The 21159-nt window shown below is 71.2% G+C and carries 20 protein-coding genes; 17 read left to right on the top strand and 3 right to left on the bottom strand.

Features of this window, described 5'->3' with window-relative positions:
* The first annotated feature begins 19 nt into the window (after window positions 1-19).
* The 4 genes from ACY1JX_RS05085 (at window position 20) to holA (ending at window position 4867) form a co-directional block, all read left to right on the top strand.
* Entirely contained in the window at window positions 20-862 is an 843-nt protein-coding gene (locus ACY1JX_RS05085; RefSeq protein WP_462565410.1) for a DegV family protein, read from the top strand.
* A gap of 90 nt (window positions 863-952) precedes the next feature.
* On the top strand, window positions 953-1678 hold the full coding sequence (locus ACY1JX_RS05080; protein WP_462565409.1) for a helix-hairpin-helix domain-containing protein: 726 nt from the start codon (window positions 953-955) through the stop codon (window positions 1676-1678).
* The gene (locus ACY1JX_RS05075) at window positions 1659-3875 is read left to right on the top strand and encodes a ComEC/Rec2 family competence protein (protein WP_462565408.1); all 2217 of its coding nucleotides are present in this window, start codon (window positions 1659-1661) and stop codon (window positions 3873-3875) included. Before ACY1JX_RS05080 ends, ACY1JX_RS05075 begins: the two co-directional genes overlap by 20 nt.
* Before the next feature lie 14 nt (window positions 3876-3889).
* Window positions 3890-4867: a DNA polymerase III subunit delta gene (gene holA, locus ACY1JX_RS05070; protein WP_462565407.1), complete on the top strand. Its 978-nt coding sequence runs from the start codon at window positions 3890-3892 to the stop codon at window positions 4865-4867.
* 50 nt (window positions 4868-4917) lie between these two features.
* Here holA and rpsT read toward each other — a convergent pair whose 3' ends face one another.
* A complete protein-coding gene (gene rpsT, locus ACY1JX_RS05065; protein ID WP_078698622.1) occupies window positions 4918-5178 on the bottom strand; it encodes a 30S ribosomal protein S20 in 261 nt (86 codons plus the stop codon).
* 145 nt (window positions 5179-5323) lie between these two features.
* Between rpsT and ACY1JX_RS05060 the strand changes: the two genes are divergently transcribed.
* The 7 genes from ACY1JX_RS05060 to ACY1JX_RS05030 all read left to right on the top strand — a co-directional run bounded on the left by ACY1JX_RS05060 (window position 5324) and on the right by ACY1JX_RS05030 (window position 14466).
* On the top strand, window positions 5324-5665 hold the full coding sequence (locus tag ACY1JX_RS05060) for a hypothetical protein (RefSeq protein ID WP_078698621.1): 342 nt from the start codon (window positions 5324-5326) through the stop codon (window positions 5663-5665).
* A 46-nt stretch (window positions 5666-5711) separates the two neighbouring features.
* Complete coding sequence (lepA, locus tag ACY1JX_RS05055) at window positions 5712-7571, top strand: translation elongation factor 4 (RefSeq protein WP_181755285.1); 1860 nt, start codon at window positions 5712-5714, stop codon at window positions 7569-7571.
* A gap of 144 nt (window positions 7572-7715) precedes the next feature.
* Complete coding sequence (locus ACY1JX_RS05050) at window positions 7716-9551, top strand: AMP-dependent synthetase/ligase (RefSeq protein ID WP_462565406.1); 1836 nt, start codon at window positions 7716-7718, stop codon at window positions 9549-9551.
* A gap of 28 nt (window positions 9552-9579) precedes the next feature.
* The gene (gene hemW, locus ACY1JX_RS05045; protein WP_462565405.1) at window positions 9580-10695 is read left to right on the top strand and encodes a radical SAM family heme chaperone HemW; all 1116 of its coding nucleotides are present in this window, start codon (window positions 9580-9582) and stop codon (window positions 10693-10695) included.
* Window positions 10696-10735: 40 nt separating this feature from the next.
* Complete coding sequence (locus tag ACY1JX_RS05040) at window positions 10736-12187, top strand: basic amino acid/polyamine antiporter (RefSeq protein WP_286929629.1); 1452 nt, start codon at window positions 10736-10738, stop codon at window positions 12185-12187.
* 22 nt (window positions 12188-12209) lie between these two features.
* Entirely contained in the window at window positions 12210-13460 is a 1251-nt protein-coding gene (locus ACY1JX_RS05035; RefSeq protein WP_286929630.1) for an arginine deiminase, read from the top strand.
* Window positions 13453-14466, top strand: a complete 1014-nt coding sequence (locus ACY1JX_RS05030; RefSeq protein ID WP_286929631.1) for a lysylphosphatidylglycerol synthase domain-containing protein — start codon at window positions 13453-13455, stop codon at window positions 14464-14466. Before ACY1JX_RS05035 ends, ACY1JX_RS05030 begins: the two co-directional genes overlap by 8 nt.
* Here the strand turns inward: ACY1JX_RS05030 and ACY1JX_RS05025 are convergent.
* Together ACY1JX_RS05025 and ACY1JX_RS05020 are read right to left on the bottom strand one after the other, a co-directional pair.
* The gene (locus ACY1JX_RS05025) at window positions 14453-15286 is read right to left on the bottom strand and encodes a DUF3097 domain-containing protein (RefSeq protein ID WP_181755291.1); all 834 of its coding nucleotides are present in this window, start codon (window positions 15284-15286) and stop codon (window positions 14453-14455) included. The genes ACY1JX_RS05030 and ACY1JX_RS05025 overlap by 14 nt on opposite strands.
* Complete coding sequence (locus ACY1JX_RS05020; RefSeq protein WP_462565404.1) at window positions 15279-15707, bottom strand: hypothetical protein; 429 nt, start codon at window positions 15705-15707, stop codon at window positions 15279-15281. The genes ACY1JX_RS05025 and ACY1JX_RS05020 overlap by 8 nt, the downstream gene beginning before the upstream one ends.
* A gap of 113 nt (window positions 15708-15820) precedes the next feature.
* Here ACY1JX_RS05020 and hrcA point away from each other — a divergent pair, with 113 nt between their 5' ends.
* Genes hrcA through ACY1JX_RS04990 form a run of 6 tightly spaced genes read left to right on the top strand, consistent with a single transcriptional unit; the run spans window position 15821 to window position 21159 of the window.
* Window positions 15821-16837 carry a heat-inducible transcriptional repressor HrcA gene (gene hrcA, locus ACY1JX_RS05015; protein ID WP_181755293.1) on the top strand — a complete coding sequence of 339 codons (1017 nt, stop codon included), beginning with the start codon at window positions 15821-15823 and terminating at the stop codon, window positions 16835-16837.
* A 37-nt stretch (window positions 16838-16874) separates the two neighbouring features.
* Complete coding sequence (gene dnaJ / locus ACY1JX_RS05010; RefSeq protein WP_462565403.1) at window positions 16875-18023, top strand: molecular chaperone DnaJ; 1149 nt, start codon at window positions 16875-16877, stop codon at window positions 18021-18023.
* Between the two features lie 21 nt (window positions 18024-18044).
* Window positions 18045-18389: a histidine triad nucleotide-binding protein gene (locus tag ACY1JX_RS05005; RefSeq protein ID WP_181755295.1), complete on the top strand. Its 345-nt coding sequence runs from the start codon at window positions 18045-18047 to the stop codon at window positions 18387-18389.
* 17 nt (window positions 18390-18406) lie between these two features.
* Window positions 18407-19429, top strand: coding sequence for a PhoH family protein (locus ACY1JX_RS05000; protein WP_181755296.1), 1023 nt, complete (start codon window positions 18407-18409; stop codon window positions 19427-19429).
* Window positions 19407-19871, top strand: a complete 465-nt coding sequence (gene ybeY / locus ACY1JX_RS04995; protein WP_181755297.1) for an rRNA maturation RNase YbeY — start codon at window positions 19407-19409, stop codon at window positions 19869-19871. Before ACY1JX_RS05000 ends, ybeY begins: the two co-directional genes overlap by 23 nt.
* Window positions 19872-19878: 7 nt before the next feature.
* Window positions 19879-21159, top strand: coding sequence for a hemolysin family protein (locus ACY1JX_RS04990; RefSeq protein WP_462565402.1), 1281 nt, complete (start codon window positions 19879-19881; stop codon window positions 21157-21159).

The following is a 21159-nucleotide window of genomic DNA, read 5'->3' as shown; positions in this document are numbered from 1 at the left end:
CGCTGGGTAGGGTTTCGGCATGACCGTGGCCGTCGTGACCGACTCCACCGCGTCGTTGGATCCCGACGACGCGGCACGCGAGGGGATCACGGTCGTGCCCACCACGGTCATCATCGGCGCCCGGGTCTACACCGAGGGCGTCGACGTGACGTCCCAGATGATCGCCGACGCGCTCACCGAGTCCGTTCCGGTGAGCACCTCGCGGCCGTCGCCCGAGACGTTCCAGGCCGTCTACCGTGCCCTCGCGTCCACCGGCGTCGACGAGATCGTGTCGGTCCACATCAGCTCGAAGGTCTCCGGCACCGTCGACGCGGCCCGGCTCGCGGCCGACCGGGTCGACGTCCCCGTCCGCGTCGTCGACACGATGCAGGCGGGACTGGCCACCGGGTTCGCGGCGGGCGCCGCCGCCCGCGCGCGCGACGCCGGCGGCACCGCCGAGCAGGTGGAGGCCGCCGCCGTCGCCTCGGCCCGCTCGGCCCGCGTCCTGCTCTACGTCGACACGCTGGAGTACCTGCGCCGCGGCGGCCGCATCGGCCGGGCCGCGGCGCTCATCGGGTCCGCGCTGGCGGTCAAGCCCATCCTCACCCTGGAGGACGGCGAGGTGACGCCGCTGGAGAAGGTGCGCACGTCGTCCAAGGCACTGGCCCGACTCGTCACGCTCGCCGTCGAGACGGTGGGCACCTACCCCGGGGACTACGACATCGGCGTGCTGCACCTGGCCAGCGAGCCGGTGGCGGTGGGGGTGGCCCACTCCCTCGCGCAGCGGCTGGACCGCGCCGAGATCGGCGTGGACGAGGTGGGTGCCGACATCGGGGCCCACGTCGGACCCGGGATGATCGCGGTCACCGTCAGCGCCCGCTGACCGTCCACAGGACCACCGCCGCGGGACCGGCGGTCCACAGGCCGTGCGCAGGTGGTTCCGCCGCCCGCGGGGCGTTCCTAGGGTCGCGACATGGCCCCCGTCCCGCCCGAGACCCGCGCCCAGGTCGCACGGCAGCGCCTCGCCGAGCTGGCCGCGACCTTCGACGCCACGCTTCCCGATCCTGACCGGCCACCGCCCGGGCGACGGCGCAGGCCCGACCTCTCCCGACGCCTGCTGCGGCCCGGCCACGTGCGGTTCGCAGCCGTCGTGGGCGGCGCCGCGGCGGTCCTCGTCGTGTGGTGGCTGCTGGCGGGGCGGCCCCACGAGGTCACGGTTCCGGCGTCCTCGGGGGTGGAGGTCGCCGGCAGCGAGCCGTCCGCGGGAGCCACGGCGGGCACGCTCGTGGTCGACGTCGCAGGCCGAGTGCGCCGCCCCGGCATCGTCACGCTGCCGCCGGGGTCGCGCGTGCACGAGGCGATCAAGGCCGCGGGCGGGACCAAGGGCAAGGTCGACACGGCGTCCCTCAACCTCGCTCGCGTGCTCACCGACGGGGAGCAGGTGGTGGTCGGTGCCCCGGCCGCCGCGCCGGCCGGGGGAGCCTCGGGCGCTTCGGGGCCGGCGGACGCTGTCGTGAACCTCAACTCCGCCGACCTCGTGGCTCTGGACTCGCTGCCCGGCGTCGGACCGGTGACGGCCGAGGCGATCGTCGCATGGCGCGAGGAGAACGGTCCGTTCCGCTCCGTCGACGACCTTCTGGACGTCAAGGGGATCGGCGAGGCGACCCTGGCCGACCTGCGTGACCGGGTCTCGGTCTGACCTGCGCGTCGTCCCGGCCGCTCTCGCGGCCTGGGCGACCGCAGCAGCTCTGACCCGAGCCCCGGTCGCTGCGTCGCTCGTCGTGGCCGTGGTCGCCGTGGTGGTGCTCGCCTGGGGCTGGCGCCGGCCCTTGTTGGCCTTTCCCGCGGCGGTCCTCGTCGTGGTCGCGGCCACGTGCGGATGGCGCGTGACGGCCGTCGAGTCCTCCCCGGTGACCCACCTGGCCGAGCGCGGGGCGACGGTGCGGGCGGAGGTGCACGTCCGCGAGGACGGGCGGCTGTTCGCAGGTGCCGGCCGCGCGGGGACGGTCGTGCCGGTGACCGTGCGCGTCGTGGAGTCGCGCGGCCGGACCTGGCGCGTCCGGGTCCGGGCGACGGCCTTCGTGGAGGGTTCCGAGCGCTTCGTCACCGGGACGCGGCTGACGGTCCGTGCCGGGCTCCAGCCTTCGGACGACAGCGACGAGGCGGCCGTGCTGCGGGTGCACGACTGGCGCCCGGCGGGCGCCGGTCCGTGGTGGTGGCGGTGGAGCGAGGTGGTGCGCGAAGGCGTCCGTGACGGTGTCGACCACCGCGACGACCAGGCCGCGGCGCTGGTGCCCGCGCTCGTCGCGGGGGACGAGTCGGGCCTCTCCGACCGCACGCGTGAGGAGTTCGCGACCACGGGCCTGACCCACCTGCTCGCTGTGTCCGGCGCGAACCTGACGATCGTGCTGGGCATCGTGCTGCTGGGCCTGCGCGCTGTCGGGGCGTCGCGTCGCGTCGTGCTCGTGGCCGGCGCGCTGACCGTCGTGGCGTTCGTGGTCGTCGCGCGACCCGAACCCAGCGTCCAGCGCGCGGCGGTGATGGGCTCGGTCGCCCTCGCGGGGCTCCTCGTCGGCAGCCGCGGTGCCGGACTGCGAGCCCTGGCGTGGTCGGTCGTGGCGCTGGTGGTGCTGGACCCGTGGCTGGCCACCCGGCCCGGCTTCGTCCTCTCGGTCTCGGCCACGGCGGGCATCATCGCGCTCACGCCGGTGCTGACCCGCCGGCTGCACTGGCTCCCGCTGCCCGTCGCCACCGCCGTGGCGGTGCCGATCGCGGCACACCTCGCGTGCCTCCCGGTCGTCACGTCGCTGAGCGGCGAGATCTCGATGGTGGCCGTCTTCGCGAACATCGTCGTCGCGCCCGCGGTCGCGCCGGCCACGGTCGCGGGACTCGCCGCAGGACTGATCGATCTCGTGGCGCCCGCCCTCGCCCCGGTGCCCGGCACGGTCGCCTGGGCGGCGGCCTCGGTGATCGTCCGGGTGGCCCGTCTCGGTGCCTCCGCACCGGGCGCCGCGATCACGTGGCCCTGGCCGTGGTGGACGCTGATCCCCGTCACGCCGATGGTCGGGTGGGGCGTGTGGGGGCTGCTGCGCCGCCCTGCGCTCGCGGTCGGCATGACCCTCGGGCTGCTGATCGCGATCGTGCGCACGCCGACCCCCGGCTGGCCGCCGCGCGACGTGGTGGTCGTGGCGTGCGACGTCGGGCAGGGCGACGGGTTCGTCGTGCCCACAGCGCCGGGGGAGGCGATCGTGATCGACGTCGGCCAGGAGCCCGGCCCCATCCGCCGCTGCCTGACCGAGCTCGAGATCGACCGCATCGCCCTGCTGCTGTTCACCCACGGCGACGCCGACCACGTCGACGGCTGGCGTGGGGCGGTGCGCGGCCGTGAGGTCGCCGTGCTCGCCGACGGCCCGTCCGGCGGTCCCTCGGTGCCCGCCGCGCGTCGGATCCGGCTGCTCGCGGGCCAGCACGTGAAGGTGGGTGACGTCGGCCTCGAGGTGCTCTGGCCGCGGGCCGACACCGGCCGTGTGACGCCCGAGGCGCGCAACGACGCGAGCGTGGTGGTGCGGGCCACCGTGCGCGGACACCGGATCCTGTTCACCGGCGACCTGGGGGAGGAGGCGCAGCGTGGCCTCGGCCGGCTCAACGCCGACCTGTCCGCCGACGTCCTCAAGGTGGCGCACCATGGCAGCGCAGACCGCTGGGAGGGACTGCTCGAACGGGTCGGTCCGTCGGTCGCGCTGGTCGGCGTCGGGGCGGACAACCCGCACGGGCACCCGACCTCCGCGGTGCTCGACGACCTCGCGCGTCAGCGGGTCGCGGTGTGGCGCACCGACACCTCCGGCACGATCGCCGTCCTCGATCGCGACGGGCGCCTCGTCGTGTCGGCCCGGTGACCTATTCTCGGGACGTGGCGAACCCGTTCGGCAAGATCCTGCTGGTCACCGGCAACTCCGAGTTCCTCTCCGACCGCGCCAAGCGCCAGGCCGTGGCCCAGGTCCGCGAAGCCGCTCCCGAGGCCGAGATCGCCGAGACGGCCGCCTCGGCCCTGGCTCCCGGCGAGTTCACGGCCCTCACCAGCGCCTCGCTGTTCAGCCAGGCCACCGCGGTGGTCCTCACGGATCTACAGGATCTCGGCGAGCAGGTCGCCGGAGAGCTGCTCCAGTACGCCGCGTCGCCGTCCGACGACACCGCCGTCGTGCTCGTGCACGGCGGGGGAGCCAAGGGCAAGGGCCTGCTCGACAAGCTGCGCAAGACTGCAGCCGTCTCCGAGGTCGCCCAGCAGGCGCCGAAGTACGAGCGCGACCTCATCGCGTGGGTGCGTCAGGAGGCCCGCTCGCAAGGGCGCGCCATCGACGACGAGGGCGCCGCCCTGCTCGTCGCGGCCGTGGGCTCCGACCTGCGGTCGCTCGCGGCCGCGGTCGACCAGCTCGTCACCACTCTGGCCGAGGGGGAGCGGCTCGACGCCACCGTGGTCGGCCGCTACTTCGGCGGCCGAGCCGAGGTCCGCGGCTACGAGATCGCCGACGCCGCCCTCGACGGCCGGCTCGACCTCGCGCTCGAGCGGGCGCGGTGGGCCGAGTCCGCCAAGGTCGCCCCGCTGCTGATCACCGCCGCGCTCGCCTCGGGGCTGCGCCAGTTGGCCCGGGTCGCCACCGCCGATCCCGGCCTGCGCGACGCCGACCTGGCGCGCGAGGTGGGCGCACCGCCGTTCAAGATTCGCTCGCTGCGCCAGAGCGCCCGCGGCTGGAGCGAGGCCTCGCTGCGCCAGGCGCTCGACGCCGTCGCCCACGCCGACCTGCAGGTCAAGGGCGGCTCCGCCGAGCCCGGCCACGCCGTCGAGCGGATGATCATCGACATCGCCGTGGCTCGCGCCCGCACGTCGTAGGCAACGCGAAAACGCCCCGCACCATCAGGTGCGGGGCGTTGTCGTGAAGATCAGAGCGAGGCGGCCTTCTTGGCGATCGCGGACTTGCGGTTCGCGGCCTGGTTCTTGTGGATGACACCCTTGGAAGCAGCCTTGTCGAGCTTCTTCGCGGTGTCGGCGGCGAGGGTCTTGGCCTCGTCGGTGTTGCCGGCCTCGACGGCCTCCTGGAAGCGGCGAACGGCGGTCTTCAGCGCGGAGCGCACGGACTTGTTGCGCTCGCGCGCGGCCTCGTTCTGCCGGTTGCGCTTGATCTGCGACTTGATGTTCGCCACGGCAAACCTTTTCTTTCGTCGTTCCGGTGATGAGAAGTCTTGGTCGCGTCCGAGCCCGTCGTACGGTGGGCTGGACACGCAATCGTCAATGCTACCAGCGGGAGCACCCGGTCCTCAAATCCGCTCCGTCTCGTACGCTCGGGTCGTGCAGCTCTTCTACGACATCCTCGTCTGGGTCCACATCGCGTGCTGGGTCGCGGCCCTCGTCCTGTGGGCCATGTCGCTCCGCGCCCCGCGGGTCCCCAAGGGCATGGCGCACGCCGTCGCCACGGCCCTGGTGATCGGCATCGTGCTCACCGGGATCGGCTCGGCCAGCGAGGCCGTGCACGACCCGAACAACGCCAAGGTCGGCGTCAAGCTCGTCATCGCGGCGGTCGCCACGGCGCTCGCGTTCATGAAGCAGAAGCTGCCCGCCCCGAACCCCTGGGGCCACGTCGTCGCAGCCCTGGTCGTGGTCAACGTCGTCATCGCATACGCCTGGCGATGATCGCTGGTCACGACCTGTGCCCGGGTCGTGGACAATGGACCTCACCATGACGCGCTCCACTCCTGCCCCCACCGTGGGGTCGACTCCGCCCGAACTGCTGCGGAACTTCTGCATCATCGCGCACATCGACCACGGCAAGTCGACCCTCGCCGACCGGATGCTCCAGCTCACCGGCGTCGTCGATGCGCGCGCCGCCCGCGCGCAGTACCTCGACCGGATGGACATCGAGCGCGAGCGTGGCATCACGATCAAGAGCCAGGCCGTGCGGATGCCGTTCACCAAGTCCGACGGTGACGACGACGGCACGACCTACATCCTCAACATGATCGACACCCCCGGGCACGTGGACTTCACGTACGAGGTGAGCCGGTCCCTGGAGGCGTGCGAGGGCGCGATCCTGCTGGTCGACGCCGCTCAGGGCATCGAGGCCCAGACGCTGGCGAACCTCTACCTGGCGATGGACGCGGACCTGCACATCATTCCCGTGCTCAACAAGATCGACCTGCCCGGCGCGCAGCCGGAGAAGTACGCCGCGGAGATCGCCGGGATCATCGGTGGCGAGCCCGACGACGTGCTGCGCGTCTCGGCCAAGACGGGCCAGGGCGTCGAGGCGCTGCTGAACCTCATCGTCGACGAGGTGCCGCCGCCCCAGGGCGACCCCGACGGTCCGCCGCGCGCGCTGATCTTCGACTCCGTCTACGACACGTACCGCGGCGTCGTCACCTACGTCCGCGTGATCGACGGCAAGCTCAGCCACCGCGACCGGATCAAGATGATGTCCACCGGCGCGGTGCACGAGATGCTCGAGGTCGGCGTCATCAGCCCCGAGCCCGTCAAGGCCGACCACCTCGGCGTCGGCGAGGTCGGCTACCTCATCACCGGGGTGAAGGAGGTCCGCCAGAGCCGCGTGGGCGACACGGTGACCTCGGCCACCAAGCCCGCCGCCGAGCCGCTGGGCGGCTACCAGCACCCGAACCCGATGGTGTTCTCCGGCCTGTACCCGATCGACGGCGACGACTTCGCCACCCTGCGCGACGCGCTGGAGAAGCTCCAGCTCAACGACGCCGCGCTCGTCTACGAGCCCGAGTCCTCCGGCGCGCTCGGCTTCGGCTTCCGCATCGGCTTCCTGGGCCTGCTGCACCTCGAGATCGTGCGCGAGCGGCTCGAGCGCGAGTTCAACCTCGACCTCATCTCGACCGCGCCGAACGTCGTCTACCGGGTGAAGCTCGAGGACGGCAGTGAGCACACCGTCACGAATCCGAGCGAGTACCCGAACGCCGGCAAGATCTCCGAGGTCTACGAGCCCATCGTGTCCGCCACGATCCTCGCGCCGTCGGACTACATCGGCACGATCATGGAGCTGTGCCAGGCGCGGCGCGGCCAGCTCGGCGGCATGGACTACCTCTCCGACGACCGCGTCGAGATCCGCTACACGCTGCCCATGGGCGAGATCATGTTCGACTTCTTCGACGCGCTGAAGTCGCGCACGAAGGGCTACGCCTCGCTCAACTACGAGCTGTCCGGCGAGCAGGCCGCCGACCTCGTGAAGGTCGACATCCTGCTCCAGGGCGAGCCCGTGGACGCCTTCAGCGCGATCGTGCACCGCGACAGCGCGTACTCGTACGGCGTCGCCCTGGCCGGCAAGCTCAAGGAGCTCATCCCGCGCCAGCAGTTCGAGGTGCCGATCCAGGCCGCCATCGGCGCGCGGATCATCGCCCGCGAGAACATCCGCGCGATCCGCAAGGACGTGCTCGCCAAGTGTTACGGCGGCGACATCAGCCGCAAGCGCAAGCTGCTGGAGAAGCAGAAGGAGGGCAAGAAGCGCATGAAGATGGTCGGCCGCGTCGAGGTCCCCCAGGAGGCCTTCATCGCCGCGCTCTCCACCGGCGACACCAAGCAGAGCTGAGCCGCTCGCCCGCCGCTCCGCTGCCCGCACAGGGTGGGCGGTGCCGCGCCCGGGGTGATTTCGTGACTGAGCGGTAACGGGGCCCTCCGCACGTATAGGGTGACCTGCATCACACGCTTGCCATCCGTCCCTGGGAGAACTCCAATGGCTGTTTCCGAAGCCGACCAGCTCTTGATCGTCCAGAACCGCGCTCGCAACGTCGGCGAGTTGTTCTTCGGCCGCGTCGAGGCCTCCGGGCCTCGCGAGGCGTTCCGCTACCCCGATGCCGACGAGAGCTGGCACTCGCTGACCTGGAACCAGGCCGGCGAGCAGGTCTCGAAGCTCGCGGCGGGCCTCGTCGCGCTGGGCATCGAGCCCGAGGAGCGGGTCGCGATCGCGTCCGGCACCCGCATCGAGTGGATCCTGGCCGACCTGGCGATCAACTCCGCCGGCGCGGCGACCACCACGGTCTACCCGAGCACCGTCACTCCTGACGTCGTCTACATCCTGTCCGACTCCGACAGTCGCGTCGTGTTCGCCGAGGACGACGCCCAGGTCGCGAAGCTGCGCGACGGCCGATCCGAGCTGCCGCAGGTCATGAAGGTCGTCGCCTTCGAGGGCGAGACCGACGGCGACTGGGTGATCTCGCTCGACGACCTCCTCGCCCAGGGCGAGAAGTACCTCGCCGACCACCCGGGCGTCGTGCAGGAGCGCATCGCCGCGACCGGACCGGAGTCGCTGGCCACCCTGATCTACACGTCAGGCACCACCGGACGACCCAAGGGCGTCCGCCTCGTCCACGACTGCTGGACCTACGAGGGTGCCGCCGTCGCCGCGCCGGGCCTGCTCACGATCGACGACCTCGAATACCGCTGGCTGCCCATGGCGCACTCGTTCGGCAAGGTGCTGCTCACGACGCAGCTCGCCGTCGGGTTCCCGTGCGCGGTCGACGGCCGCGTGCCGAAGATCGTGGAGAACCTCGCCGTCGTGAGGCCCACCTTCATGGGCGCCGCGCCGCGCATCTTCGAGAAGGCCTACGGCCGCATCGTCGGCATGATGGAGGAGGAGGGTGGCGCCAAGCTCAAGCTCTTCCACTGGGCCGAGCGCGTCGGCCTGCAGAAGTCGCGCCTCGAGCGGGCCGGCAAGCCCGTGCCGCTGCCGCTCAAGGCGCAGCACGCCGTCGCCGACAAGCTGGTCTTCTCCAAGGTCCGCGACCGCTTCGGCGGCCGGGTCCGCTTCTTCATCTCCGGTGCCGCGGCGCTGTCCACCGACATCGCCGAGTGGTTCCATGCCGCGGGCATCCTGGTGCTCGAGGGCTACGGCCTGACCGAGACCTCGGCCGGTGCCGTGGTCGGTCACCCCGACGACTACCGCATCGGCACCGTCGGTCGACCCTTCCCGGGCACCGAGGTCAAGATCGCGACCGACGGCGAGATCCTCATCAAGGGCCCCGGCGTCATGCGCGGCTACCACAACCTCGACTCCGAGTCCGCCTCCGCGCTGGTCGACGACGGCTGGCTCGCCACGGGCGACATCGGCGAGTTCGACGCCGACGGCTACCTGCGCATCACCGACCGCAAGAAGGACCTGTTCAAGACGTCGGGCGGCAAGTACGTCGCGCCGTCGCACATCGAGGGCGCGTTCAAGGCGGTCTGCCCGCTGGCCAGCCAGATGGTGGTCCACGGGAACGACCGCAAGTTCTGCTCGGCGCTCATCACGCTCGACCCCGACGCGGTCGACGCCTGGGCCGCAAATCACGGCATGGAGGGCAAGTCCTACCAGGAGATCGTCTCCTCGCCGGGGATCCAGCAGCAGATCGCGCAGGACATCGAGGAGCTCAACGCCAAGCTCAACCCGTGGGAGACGATCAAGAAGTGGGCCGTGCTGGACCACGACCTGTCGATCGAGTCCGGTGAGATCACGCCGAGCATGAAGGTGAAGCGGCGCGTCGTGGAGGACCGCTACTCCGACGTCCTCGACGGGTTCTACGCCGGGGCCTGACCGCGGGACCGCCCCGTACGCTGGGGACGTGGCGTTCGGCATCTACCTGCACGTGCCGTTCTGCTCCGTGCGGTGCGGCTACTGCGACTTCAACACGTACACCGCCGACGAGCTCGGCGGGCCGGACGTCGTCGGCGCCTCCCGGTCGACCTACATCGAGGCGGCGTTGAGCGAGCTGGCCCTCGTGCCCGAGCGCACCGTGGACACGGTGTTCGTGGGCGGCGGCACGCCGTCGCAGGTGGCCGCGAGCGACCTCGTGCGATTCCTGCGCTCCGTCGACGACCGCCTCGGGCTCGCACCGGGCGCCGAGGTCACCACCGAGGCCAACCCCGACAGCGTCTCTCCGCAGTCGTTGGCCGAGCTGCGCGAGGGCGGGTTCACCCGGATCTCCTTCGGCATGCAGTCGGCCGTGCGGCACGTGCTCTCGGTGCTCGACCGCACCCACGATCCCGAGCGCGTCCCGCAGGCCGTGGCGTGGGCCCGCGAGGCCGGCTTCGAGCAGGTCAGCCTCGACCTGATCTACGGCACGCCGTCGGAGTCGATGGACGACTGGCGCCACACCGTCGAGTCGGCCCTGGAGATGGAGCCCGACCACATCAGCGCCTACGCCCTGATCGTCGAGGCCGGCACCGCGTTCGCGCGCAAGGTGCGCCGCGGCGAGGTGGTCATGCCCGACGACGACGAGACCGCCGACAAGTACCTGCTCGCCGACGACCTGCTCGAGGCGGCCGGCCTGAGCTGGTACGAGCTGTCGAACTGGGCTCGCGACGAGGCGGCGCAGTGTCGTCACAACGTGGGCTACTGGAACGGCGGCGAGTGGTGGGGCGTCGGCCCGGGCGCCCACTCCTTCGTCGACGGCGAGCGCTGGTGGAACGTCAAGCACCCCGCCGCCTACGCCCAGCGCCTCGCCGCGGGGAACTCGCCGCGCGCCGACGGCGAGCGGCCCGATGCGCAGGCCCGGCACCTCGAGGACGTGATGCTGCGCATCCGGCTGGCCGAGGGGATCGAGCCGGCGCTGCTCGGCGACGTCGACCGCTTCATCCAGGCGGGCTGGCTCGAGCCGCTCGGGGACCGCGTCGTGCTCACACGTTCAGGTCGGCTGATGGCCGACCGCGTGGTCCTGGAGGCCGTCGGCGGCGAGTGAGACCTGTTCGGCGGACGTCGCGCTGCGCTACGTTCAGCGCATGGGGGACACGGAGGTCACCACCGCCCAGGGCGGGTCGACCGGCAAGGTCAGCCGCCCGGTCCTCACGGCCATGGTCATCGGGTCCATGGTGGGCGCCGGCGTCTTTGGGCTCCCGGCCCGCTTCGGCACGGCCACCGGCGTCGCCGGTGCGCTGATCGCGTGGACCGTCGCCGGCACCGGGATGCTCATGCTCGCGTTCTGCTTCCAGACCCTCGCGATCCGCAAGCCCGAGCTGGACTCCGGCGTGTTCATCTACGCCAAGGCGGGCTTCGGGGACTACGCCGGCTTCAACTCCGCCGTGGGCTTCTGGGCCAGCACGATGGCGGGCAACGCGTTCTACTGGATCTTCATCACGGCGACGATCGGCTTCTTCTTCCCCGAGTTCGGGGAGGGCGACACGCTGCTGGCCGTGGCGGTGTCGACCATGGGCGTGTGGGTGTTCCACTACCTCATCGCCCGGGGCGTGCGTGACGCGGCGGTCATCAACCGGATCGTCACGATCTGCAAGGTCATCCCGATCCTGACGTTCATCGTCGTGCTGGGCTTCCAGTTCGACGCAGGCGTCTTCAGCGACAACTTCTTCGCCTACGACGATCTGGGCACCCTCACCGAGCAGGTCAAGAACACGATGATCATCACGACCTTCGTGTTCATCGGGATCGAGGGCGCCAGCGTCTACTCCCGCTACGCGCAGCGACGCGAGGACGTCGGCCGCGCGACGGTGCTGGGGTTCCTCAGCGTCCTCGCGATCTTCTCGCTCGTGACCATGGTCTCCTACGGCGCCTTCAGCCAGGCAGAGATCGTGGGGACCCCTCAGCCGTCGATGATCGGGCTGTTCGAGCAGGCCGTCGGCCCGTGGGGCAAGTGGTTCATCAGCATCGGCGTCATCGTGTCGGTGCTCGGTGCCTACCTGGCGTGGACGCTGATGGCGGCGGAGGTCGTGTTCATCCCGGCCCGCAGCGACGACATGCCCAGGTTCCTCGGTCGGGAGAACGCTGCGGGCACCCCCATCGCCGCGCTGGTCGCGACGTCGATCGGCGTTCAGGTGCTGCTGGCCCTGACGCTGTTCATCGAGGACTCGTTGGACTTCATGCTGGACCTCACCACGAGTCTCGCGCTCGTGCCCTACCTGCTGGCGGCGGCGTACGCGCTGAAGCTCGCACTGAGCGGCGAGACGTACGAGGCGGAGGACTCCGCCGAGCGGCGCAAGCACCTGGTGTTCGCCGCCGTCGCCTCCGCGTACGCGATCTTCCTGTTCATCGCGGCGGGGCTGGAGTTCCTGCTGCTCTCGTGCCTGGTCTACGCGCCCGCCGCGGTGCTGTTCGTCGTCGCGCGCCGCGAGCGCCGCCTGCGGGTGTTCACCCCGGCCGAGCTGGCGTTGTTCGTGGTCATCGCCATCGGTGCGGTGGTCGCCCTCTACCAACTGCTCACCGGCGGGATCACCGTGTGATCCCACGTCCCGAAGGAGTCTCATGACGCAGCCCTCCGACGCCTACGGCGTCCACTCCGAAGTCGGCCGCCTCCGCAAGGTGCTCGTCTGCGCGCCCGGACTGGCGCACGAGCGGCTGACGCCCTCGAACTGCGACGACCTGCTGTTCGACGACGTCCTGTGGGTGCAGAACGCCCAGCGCGACCACCTGGACTTCGTCGACAAGATGCGCGAGCGCGAGATCGACGTGGTCGAGCTGCACGACGTGCTCTCCGCGACGATGGCCGACCGCACCGCGCGAGCCTGGCTGCTCGACCGCAAGATCGTGGCGAACGAGGTCGGCATCGGCCTCGTGGAGGAGACCCGCGGCTACCTCGACGAGCTGCCGGCCGACGAGCTGACGAAGTTCCTCATCGGCGGCCTGTCCACCCGTGACCTCCCGCGCGAGCTGGCGCCGGGCTACCGCGCCCTCGTCCGCGAGGCGCACGGCGGCCACGAGTACCTCATGCCTCCGCTGCCGAACACGCTGTACACGCGCGACACCACGTGCTGGGTACACGGCGGCCTGACGCTGAACCCGCTGTACTGGGCGGCCCGCAAGGACGAGACGCTCCTGATGAAGGCCATCTACGAGTTCCACCCCGAGTTCGCCGGGTCGAAGGTCTGGTGGGGCGACCCCGAGGAGAACTGGGGGACCGCCACGGTCGAGGGCGGTGACGTGCTCGTCCCGGGCAACGGCGTCGTGCTGGTCGGGATGAGCGAGCGCTCGTCGCGCCAGGGCATCACCCAGCTGGCGAAGGCCCTGTTCGACCAGGGTGCGGCCGAGAAGGTCATCGTCGCCGGCATGCCGAAGCTGCGCGCCGCCATGCACCTCGACACCGTCTTCACGTTCGCCGACCGCGACGTCGTCACGATCTACCCCGAGATCGTCAACACAATCCACGCGTTCACGATCCTGCCCGGCGAGGGACTGCCCGGCATCGAGGTCATCGACCACGAGGACGCGCTGTTCGTGGACGTCGTCGCCGAGGCGCTCGGGGTCGAGAAGTTCCAGATCGTCGAGACCGGCGGCAGCGAGTACGACACCGAGCGCCAGCAGTGGGACAGCGGCAACAACCTCGTCGCGCTCGAGCCGGGCGTCGTCATCGCCTACGACCGCAACACCCACACGAACTCGCTGCTGCGCAAGGCCGGCATCGAGGTGATCGAGATCGTCGGAGCCGAGCTCGGCCGCGGCCGCGGGGGCGGGCACTGCATGACGTGCCCGATCATCCGCGACCCGCTCGATGCCTGAGGAGTCAGGAGCGCGCCGACGCTGGGTGCGGCTCGGCCTGGTCGCGGTCCTGCTGACGGTCATCGTCGTGGTGATCCGCGGGCTGCTGGGCGACATCGACTGGGAGCAGGTCCGCACCGCGATCGCCCAGCTCGCGCCGTGGCAGTTCGCCGTCCTCGTGATCGGGCTGCTGGTGCGCCAGTTCCTCAATGCCCTGCCGCTCGCCCTGTTCATCCCGGGGTGTCCGCCGATCAGGGCCATGCAGAACGACCAGGCGGCCATCCTGATGACCACGGTCGCCCCTCCGCCCTCCGACGTCGTGCTGCGGCTGGCGATGTTCGGGTCCTGGGGGATCCCGGCGCCGGCGGGCCTGGCCGGCACCGTCATGAACACCGTGACGTTCTACGTGGTGCGATTCGGCGCGCCGCTGCTGGGGATCGCGCTGATGCTCGGCCTCGGCACGTTCTACCTCGGCGAGTTCGTCCCCGCCGTCCTGAGCGGTTCGGTGAGTGCCGCACTCCTGGCCGTCGTGTGGCTGGCGTTCCGCGGCGAGGCGTTCACGGTGGGTTTCGCCCGCCGGCTGGCACGGTTCGTCGGACGGATGCGCCACGGGGTCGACCCCGAGGCGTGGGCTGCCTGGGCGGCGGACTTCCGCGGGCGCGTCGTCGACCGCGTCCCGTGGGCACTGCCGCGCTCGGTACTCGCCCTCGTGGCGATGGTCGTCGTCGATGCGACGCTGATCGTCGCGTCGCTGCGGTTCGTCGGGGTCACCACGTCGGAGGTTCCCGCCATCGAGGTGCTCGTGGCCTTCCTCGTCGCCTACCCGCTGACGCTGTTCCCCTTCTCGGGGCTCGGCATCCTCGACGCGGTCGTCGTCGCGACCCTGCTGGCGATCGAGGCCGGCGCGGACGAGGCCGAGCTCGTGGCGGGCTTCGTGATCTGGCGCACGATCACGATCGCGGGGCCGCTCGTGCTGGGGCTGCTCTCCGTGGGGCTGTGGAAGCTGCAGCTGCTCAGGGCGAGGTGACGAAGTCGATGAGCTCCTCGACCCGGCCCAGGAACGCGGGCTCGAGGTCGGTCCAGGAGTCGACCCGGCCGAGGATCGCCTTCCAGGCCCGCGCGATGTCGGCCTGGTCGTCGTGCGGCCAGCCCAGGTGGGCGCAGATGCCGCGCTTCCACTCGATGCTCCGCGGGATCGTCGGCCAGGCGTCCATGCCGAGCCGCTGCGGCTTGATCGACTGCCAGACGTCGACGTAGGGGTGCCCGACCACGAGCAGGTGCGGCACGTGCGCGACCTCGTCGGCGAGACGCTGCTCCTTCGATCCGGGCACCAGGTGGTCGACGAGCACGCCGAGCCGGCGCTTCGGACCGGGGGAGAAGTCGCGGACGATCGCCGCCAGGTCGTCGATGCCGTTGAGGTACTCCACGGCCACGCCCTCGGCGCGCAGGTCGTCGCCCCAGACCTTCTCGACGAGCTCGGCGTCGTGGCGGCCCTCGACGTAGATCCGGCTGGGCAGCGCGACCTTCGCCCGGGTGTCGGCGGCGATCCGCGAGCCCGAGGCGGTGCGGGTGGGCGCGGCCTTCCCCTTCGGCGTGGGGGCGACCAGCACGACCGGCTTGCCCTCCAAGAGGAAGCCGGGGCCGAGCGGGAAGACCTTGCGTCGCAGGCGCCGGTCCTCGAGCTGGACCGTGCCGAGGTCGCGCTCGACGCGCATGATCTCGCCGACGAAGCCCGTGGAGGCCTCCTCCACGACGAGGCCGGTGTCGGCAGCCACCTCGGTGGAGCGGCCGCGGGCGGGCCGGCGCCAGTCGCCGGAGAGGACGTCGGAGCCGTAGCGGTCAGCCATGGCCGAACCACACTCCCAGGAGTCGCTGGTGGAAGTCCTCGACGTCGTCCTTGGTGCCGCTGTCGAGGGTGTCGTGCACGATCAGCCCGATCGCCAGGTCGACCGCCGCGGGCCAGCTCTCGGGCACGGTGGCGGGGATCTCGTCGGTGACGAGTGCGCCCAGCGCGACGTCGGGGGAGTGGCCGGGCCGGGTGACCACCATGACCAGCTCGCCGCCCTCCGGGCCGTGGCCGAGGTGGCTGACCTCGACGAAGGCCTCGCCCACGGCACTCGCCCAGACCGCGGCCATCGTCCCGCCGCGCGACTCGTGCGCGACGGTGGTCCCGTCGGCGGCCGTCACGGCGTAGGGGGTGTACACGAGCACCTGGCCGCCGTCGGCGACCTCGATCGCGCCGTCGGGGCGTACGGAGACCTCACTCACCCCGACAGGTTGCCATGCCGCCCGGCGGCCTCCGCGCAGGCGCACCGCCCTCGACGACCTCGGTAGACTGGCACTGGTCAGGTTCGAGTGCCAGCAGCGTGGGAGGTGACAGCGTGATCGAGGACCGTCGGCTCAACGTCCTGCGAGCCATCGTCGAGGACTACGTCGCCACGCAGGAGCCCGTCGGCTCCAAGGCGCTCGTCGAGCGTCACCGCCTCGGCGTCTCGTCGGCCACGATCCGCAACGACATGGCGGCCCTCGAGGACGAGGGCTACCTCACGGCGCCGCACACCAGCGCCGGCCGGATCCCCACCGACAAGGGCTACCGGATGTTCGTCGACCGGCTGGCCGAGGTCAAGGCGCTCTCGGTCGCCGAGCGCCGCGCCATCGAGACGTTCCTCTCGGGCGCCATCGACGTCGACGACATCGTCATGCGCAGCGTGAAGATCCTCGCGCAGCTGACGAACCAGGTCGCGATCGTCCAGTACCCGTCGCTCACGCGCTCCACCGTCCGTCACGTGGAGCTCGTCGCGCTCGAGGGCTCGCGCGTGCTGATCGTCGTGATCACCAGCAGCGGCCGCGTCGAGCAGCGCATCGTCGAGCTCGCGCAGACCCCCGGCGAGGGCCTGCTGAGCGACCTCAAGTCGCGCATCGTCCGCGCCACGCTGGGCGAGCGGCTGCCCGAGGCCTCGCTGCGGCTGGCCGAGCTGATCGACACGTTCGCCACCGACGACCGCCCGGTCGTCACCTCGATCGTCACGACCCTGGCGAACACGTTCTCCAACGAGCGCTCCGACGAGCGCGTGGCGGTCGGCGGCACGGCGAACCTCGCGCGCTTCGGCGCTGACTTCGACACCGCGATCCGTCCCGTGCTGGAGGCGATGGAGGAGCAGGTCGTGCTGCTGCACCTGCTCGGTGAGGCCACGGTCGGACCGCACGTGCGGATCGGGCGCGAGACGGGCCGCGACGACCTGTCGGGCACGGCCGTCGTGTCCAGCAACTACGGACCCGACGGCGAGAGCTTCGCCCAACTGGGCACCATGGGACCGACGCGCATGGACTACCCCGCCACGATGGCCGCCGTCGGCGCCGTCGCCCGCTACGTCGGGCGGATCCTCGCCGACGGCTGAGCGATCCACCCCAGGAATTGCGAGAGAGAAAGAGACCTTGGACTACTACGAACTGCTGGGCGTGTCCCGCGAGGCGACCCCGGAGGAGCTGAAGAAGGCGTACCGCCGGCTGGCCCGCCAGCTGCACCCGGACGTCAACGACGCCCCCGACGCGTCCGAGCGCTTCAAGGAGGTCACCACGGCCTACGAGGTGCTGTCCGACCCGCAGAAGCGCGCCGTCTACGACCGTGGCGGCGACCCGCTGTCCGCCGGTGGCGGCATGGGCGGCGGCTTCGGCCAGGGCTTCAGCTTCGACGACATCATGGATGCGTTCTTCGGCCAGACGTCCTCGCGCGGCCCGCGCCCGCGCGTGCAGCGCGGCCAGGATGCGCTGCTGCGCCTGTCGATCTCCCTCGCGGAGGCCGCGTTCGGCGTCAGCCGCGAGATCAAGGTCGACACCGCGGTGACCTGTGAGGTCTGCGACGGCACCGGCGCGAACGAGGGCTCCGAGCCGGTCACGTGCGGCACCTGCCACGGCCACGGCAACGTCCACCACGTCCAGCGCTCGCTGCTCGGCGACATCCGCACCTCGCGTCCGTGCCCCACGTGCCACGGCTACGGCACGGTCATCCCCGACCCCTGCCGCGAGTGCAACGGCGAGGGCCGCGTCCGCTCGCGCCGCAGCCTGCAGGTCAACGTGCCCGCCGGCGTCGACGACGGGAACCGGATCCAGCTCGCCGGCGAGGGCGAGGTCGGCGCGGGCGGTGGCCCGGCCGGCGACCTCTACATCGAGGTCAAGGTGGCCCGCCACCCCGTCTTCACGCGCCAGGGCGACGCCCTCGCGTGCCAGATCACGGTCCCGATGACCGCTGCCGCGCTGGGCACCCGCATCGACCTGCCCACCCTCGACGCGGAGCGCGACGAGGTCGACGACGCCGAGCGCTCCGTCCCGATCGAGGTGCCGCCGGGCACCCAGTCGGGCGAGACCGTGGTGGCCCGTGGCTTCGGCGTCCCGCGCCTGCGCGGCTCGGGTCGCGGCGACCTCACCGTGCACGTCGTGGTGGAGACCCCGCGCGAGCTCGACGCCGAGCAGCGCGAGCTGCTCGAGAGGCTCGCCGCCGCGCGCGGCGAGGAGCACGTCGACCCGGTCGTGGGTCACAACTCGCGCTCCGGCGTCTTCGGCCGCATCCGCGACGCCTTCAAGTGAGCCGGTCGCTAGAGTCGGCGCATGGCTGCTGACTGCATCTTCTGCAAGATCGTCGCGGGCGAGATCCCGGCCGACGTCGTCGCCGAGTCCGAGCACACGATCGCGTTCCGGGACATCAACCCGAAGGCGCCGGTGCACGTGCTCGTCGTGCCGAAGGTGCACGAGCGCGACGCGGCGTCCCTCGCCTCGGCGGAGCCCGCCGTCGCGGCCGAGCTGCTGGCCCAGACGCGTGTGGTGGCCTCGCAGGAGGGGTACGAGGACTACAACCTGGTGTTCAACACCGGGGAGAACGCGGGACAGACCGTCTTCCACGCGCACGTGCACGTGCTGGCCGGCGTCGACGTCTCGAAGCTGTTCCTGGCCTGACGCTACGCTGGAGGGGTATGACTGACGACACTGCACAGCCACGACACACGGTGACGATTCCCGCGTCCGTGCCCCTGGTCTCCCTGTTCGGGCCCGCCGACGAGTTCCTGCGCCTCATGGAGTCCGCCTTCGAGGCGAAGATCCATGCGCGCGGGAACGAGGTCACGATCACGGGCGAGCCCTCCGAGGCCGCCCTGGTCGAGCGACTCCTCGACGAGCTCGTGACGATCCTGCGCACGGGTCAGGCGCTCAGCGCCGAGACCGTGGAGCGCAGCATCGGCATGCTCCGCACCGAGACGCAGGAGCGCCCGGCCGACGTGCTGAGCCTCAACATCCTGTCCAGCCGCGGGCGCACGATCCGGCCCAAGACGCTCAACCAGAAGAAGTACGTCGACGCGATCGACGAGCACACGATCGTGTTCGGTATCGGCCCGGCCGGCACCGGCAAGACCTACCTCGCGATGGCCAAGGCCGTCCAGGCCCTCCAGGCCAAGGAGGTCACCCGGATCATCCTGACCCGCCCGGCCGTCGAGGCCGGCGAGCGGCTCGGCTACCTGCCGGGCACCCTCAGCGAGAAGATCGACCCGTACCTGCGCCCGCTGTACGACGCGCTGCACGACATGCTCGACCCCGAGTCGATCCCGAAGCTGCTGACGTCGGGCGTCATCGAGGTGGCGCCGCTGGCGTACATGCGCGGCCGCACGCTCAACGACGCGTTCATCATCCTCGACGAGGCGCAGAACACCACCGCCGAGCAGATGAAGATGTTCCTCACCCGTCTCGGCTTCGGCTCGAAGATGGTGGTCACGGGCGACGTCACCCAGGTCGACCTGCCCGGCGGCGCCACCAGCGGCCTGCGGGTGGTGCAGCAGATCCTCGACGAGGTCCGCGACGTGCACTTCAGCCGCCTGACCAGCCACGACGTCGTCCGCCACAAGCTGGTGGGCCGCATCGTGGCTGCGTACGACGACTACGAGGCGAACGGGCGCGCTCGCTCCGAGGTCGCGGGGGGAGCGCATGACCGTCGACGTCCTCAATGAGTCCGGGGTCGACGTCGACGTCGCCTCGCTCACCTCGCTGTGCCGCTTCGTGATGCGGCGGATGCGGCTGCACCCCCAGACCGAGATGACGCTGCGGCTCGTCGACGTCGACACGATCTCCGTCCTGAATCGCGAGTGGATGGGCAAGCAGGGGCCCACCGACGTGCTGTCGTTCCCGATGGACGAGCTGACTCCCGGCCGCGAGGACGAGGAGCTCGACGCGGGCTACCTCGGCGACATCGCCCTGTGCCCGCAGGTCGCCGAGCAGCAGGCCCCCGCCGCCGGCCACGAGCGCGACGACGAGATGGCGCTGCTCACCGTCCACGGCATCCTGCACCTGCTGGGCTACGACCACGCCGAGCCCGAGGAGCACGCCGAGATGTTCGGCATCCAGGGCCGACTGCTGCTCGAGTGGGCCGACCCGGCCCTGCGGGAGCAGTGATTCCCGGATGAGTGGCCCAGCCATACTCCTGGCGGTCTTCCTGGTCGTGCTGGCGGGTGTGCTCGTCGCCGTGGAAGCCGCCATCTCCACCTTCTCCAAGGCGCGCGCCGACGAGCTGACCGAGGCCGGCGTCGGCGGCGCCAAGCGGCTCGTGAGGATCCTCGAGGACCCCGCGCCGTACCTGAACTCCGTCCTGCTGCTGCGCATCGTCGCCGAGACCACCGGCATCGTGCTGGTCGCGGCGATCGTGGCCGACGAGGTCGCCGGCTACTGGCAGAACGTGCTGATCGCGGCCGGTGTCATGTCGGTCGTGTCGTTCGTCGTGATCGGCGTCGGTCCGCGCACCCTCGGCCGTCAGCACTCCGAGAGCATCGCCGTCGCGTCCGCCGCGCCCGTCATCTGGCTGACCGTGCTGCTCGGCCCCGTGCCGCGCCTCCTGATCTTCCTGGGCAACGCCCTGACCCCCGGCCGCGGCTTCGCCGAGGGACCCTTCGCCTCCGAGGTCGAGGTCCGCGAGCTGGTCGACCTCGCCGCCGCCAGCTCGGTCATCGAGTCCGACGAGTCGAAGATGATCCAGTCGGTGTTCGAGCTCGGCGACACGATCGTGCGCGAGGTGATGGTGCCGCGCCCCGACCTGGTCTACATCGAGCGGCACAAGACCCTGCGCCAGGCGATGTCGCTGGGCCTGCGCAGCGGCTACTCCCGCATCCCGGTCATCGGCGAGAACCTGGACGACGTCATCGGCATGGCGTACCTGAAGGACATCACCAAGCGTGTCTTCGACAACCACGCGGCCGAGACCACCGAGAAGGTCGAGTCGATCTGCCGCCCCTGCGTCTACGTGCCCGACACGAAGCACGCCGACGACCTGCTGCGCGAGATGCAGGCGCAGGGCACGCACGTGGCGATCGTCATCGACGAGTTCGGCGGCACCGCCGGCATGGTGACGATCGAGGACATCCTCGAGGAGATCGTCGGCGAGATCACCGACGAGTACGACGACGAGCCCGACGAGCGCGAGCAGCTGTCCGACGGCGCCTGGCGGGTCAGCGCACGCTTCGACGTCGACGACCTCGAGGAGCTCTTCGGCATCCCCGTGGAGGACGAGGACGTCGACTCCGTGGGCGGCCTCATGGCCAAGCACCTGGGCACGGTGCCCATCCCGGGCTCGGTCGTCGAGGTCGACGGCCTGCGCCTCGAGGCCCAGGCCCCGCAGGGCCGCCGCAACCGCATCGGCCGCGTCGTCGTCTCGCGGGTCGAGCCGCTGGACGTCACGGCCGACGCCTGA

It is taken from the genome of Aeromicrobium sp. JP4 (assembly GCF_054957925.1).
Note: the sequence above shows the minus strand (reverse complement) of the source record. Positions and strands in the feature narration are given on the sequence as shown.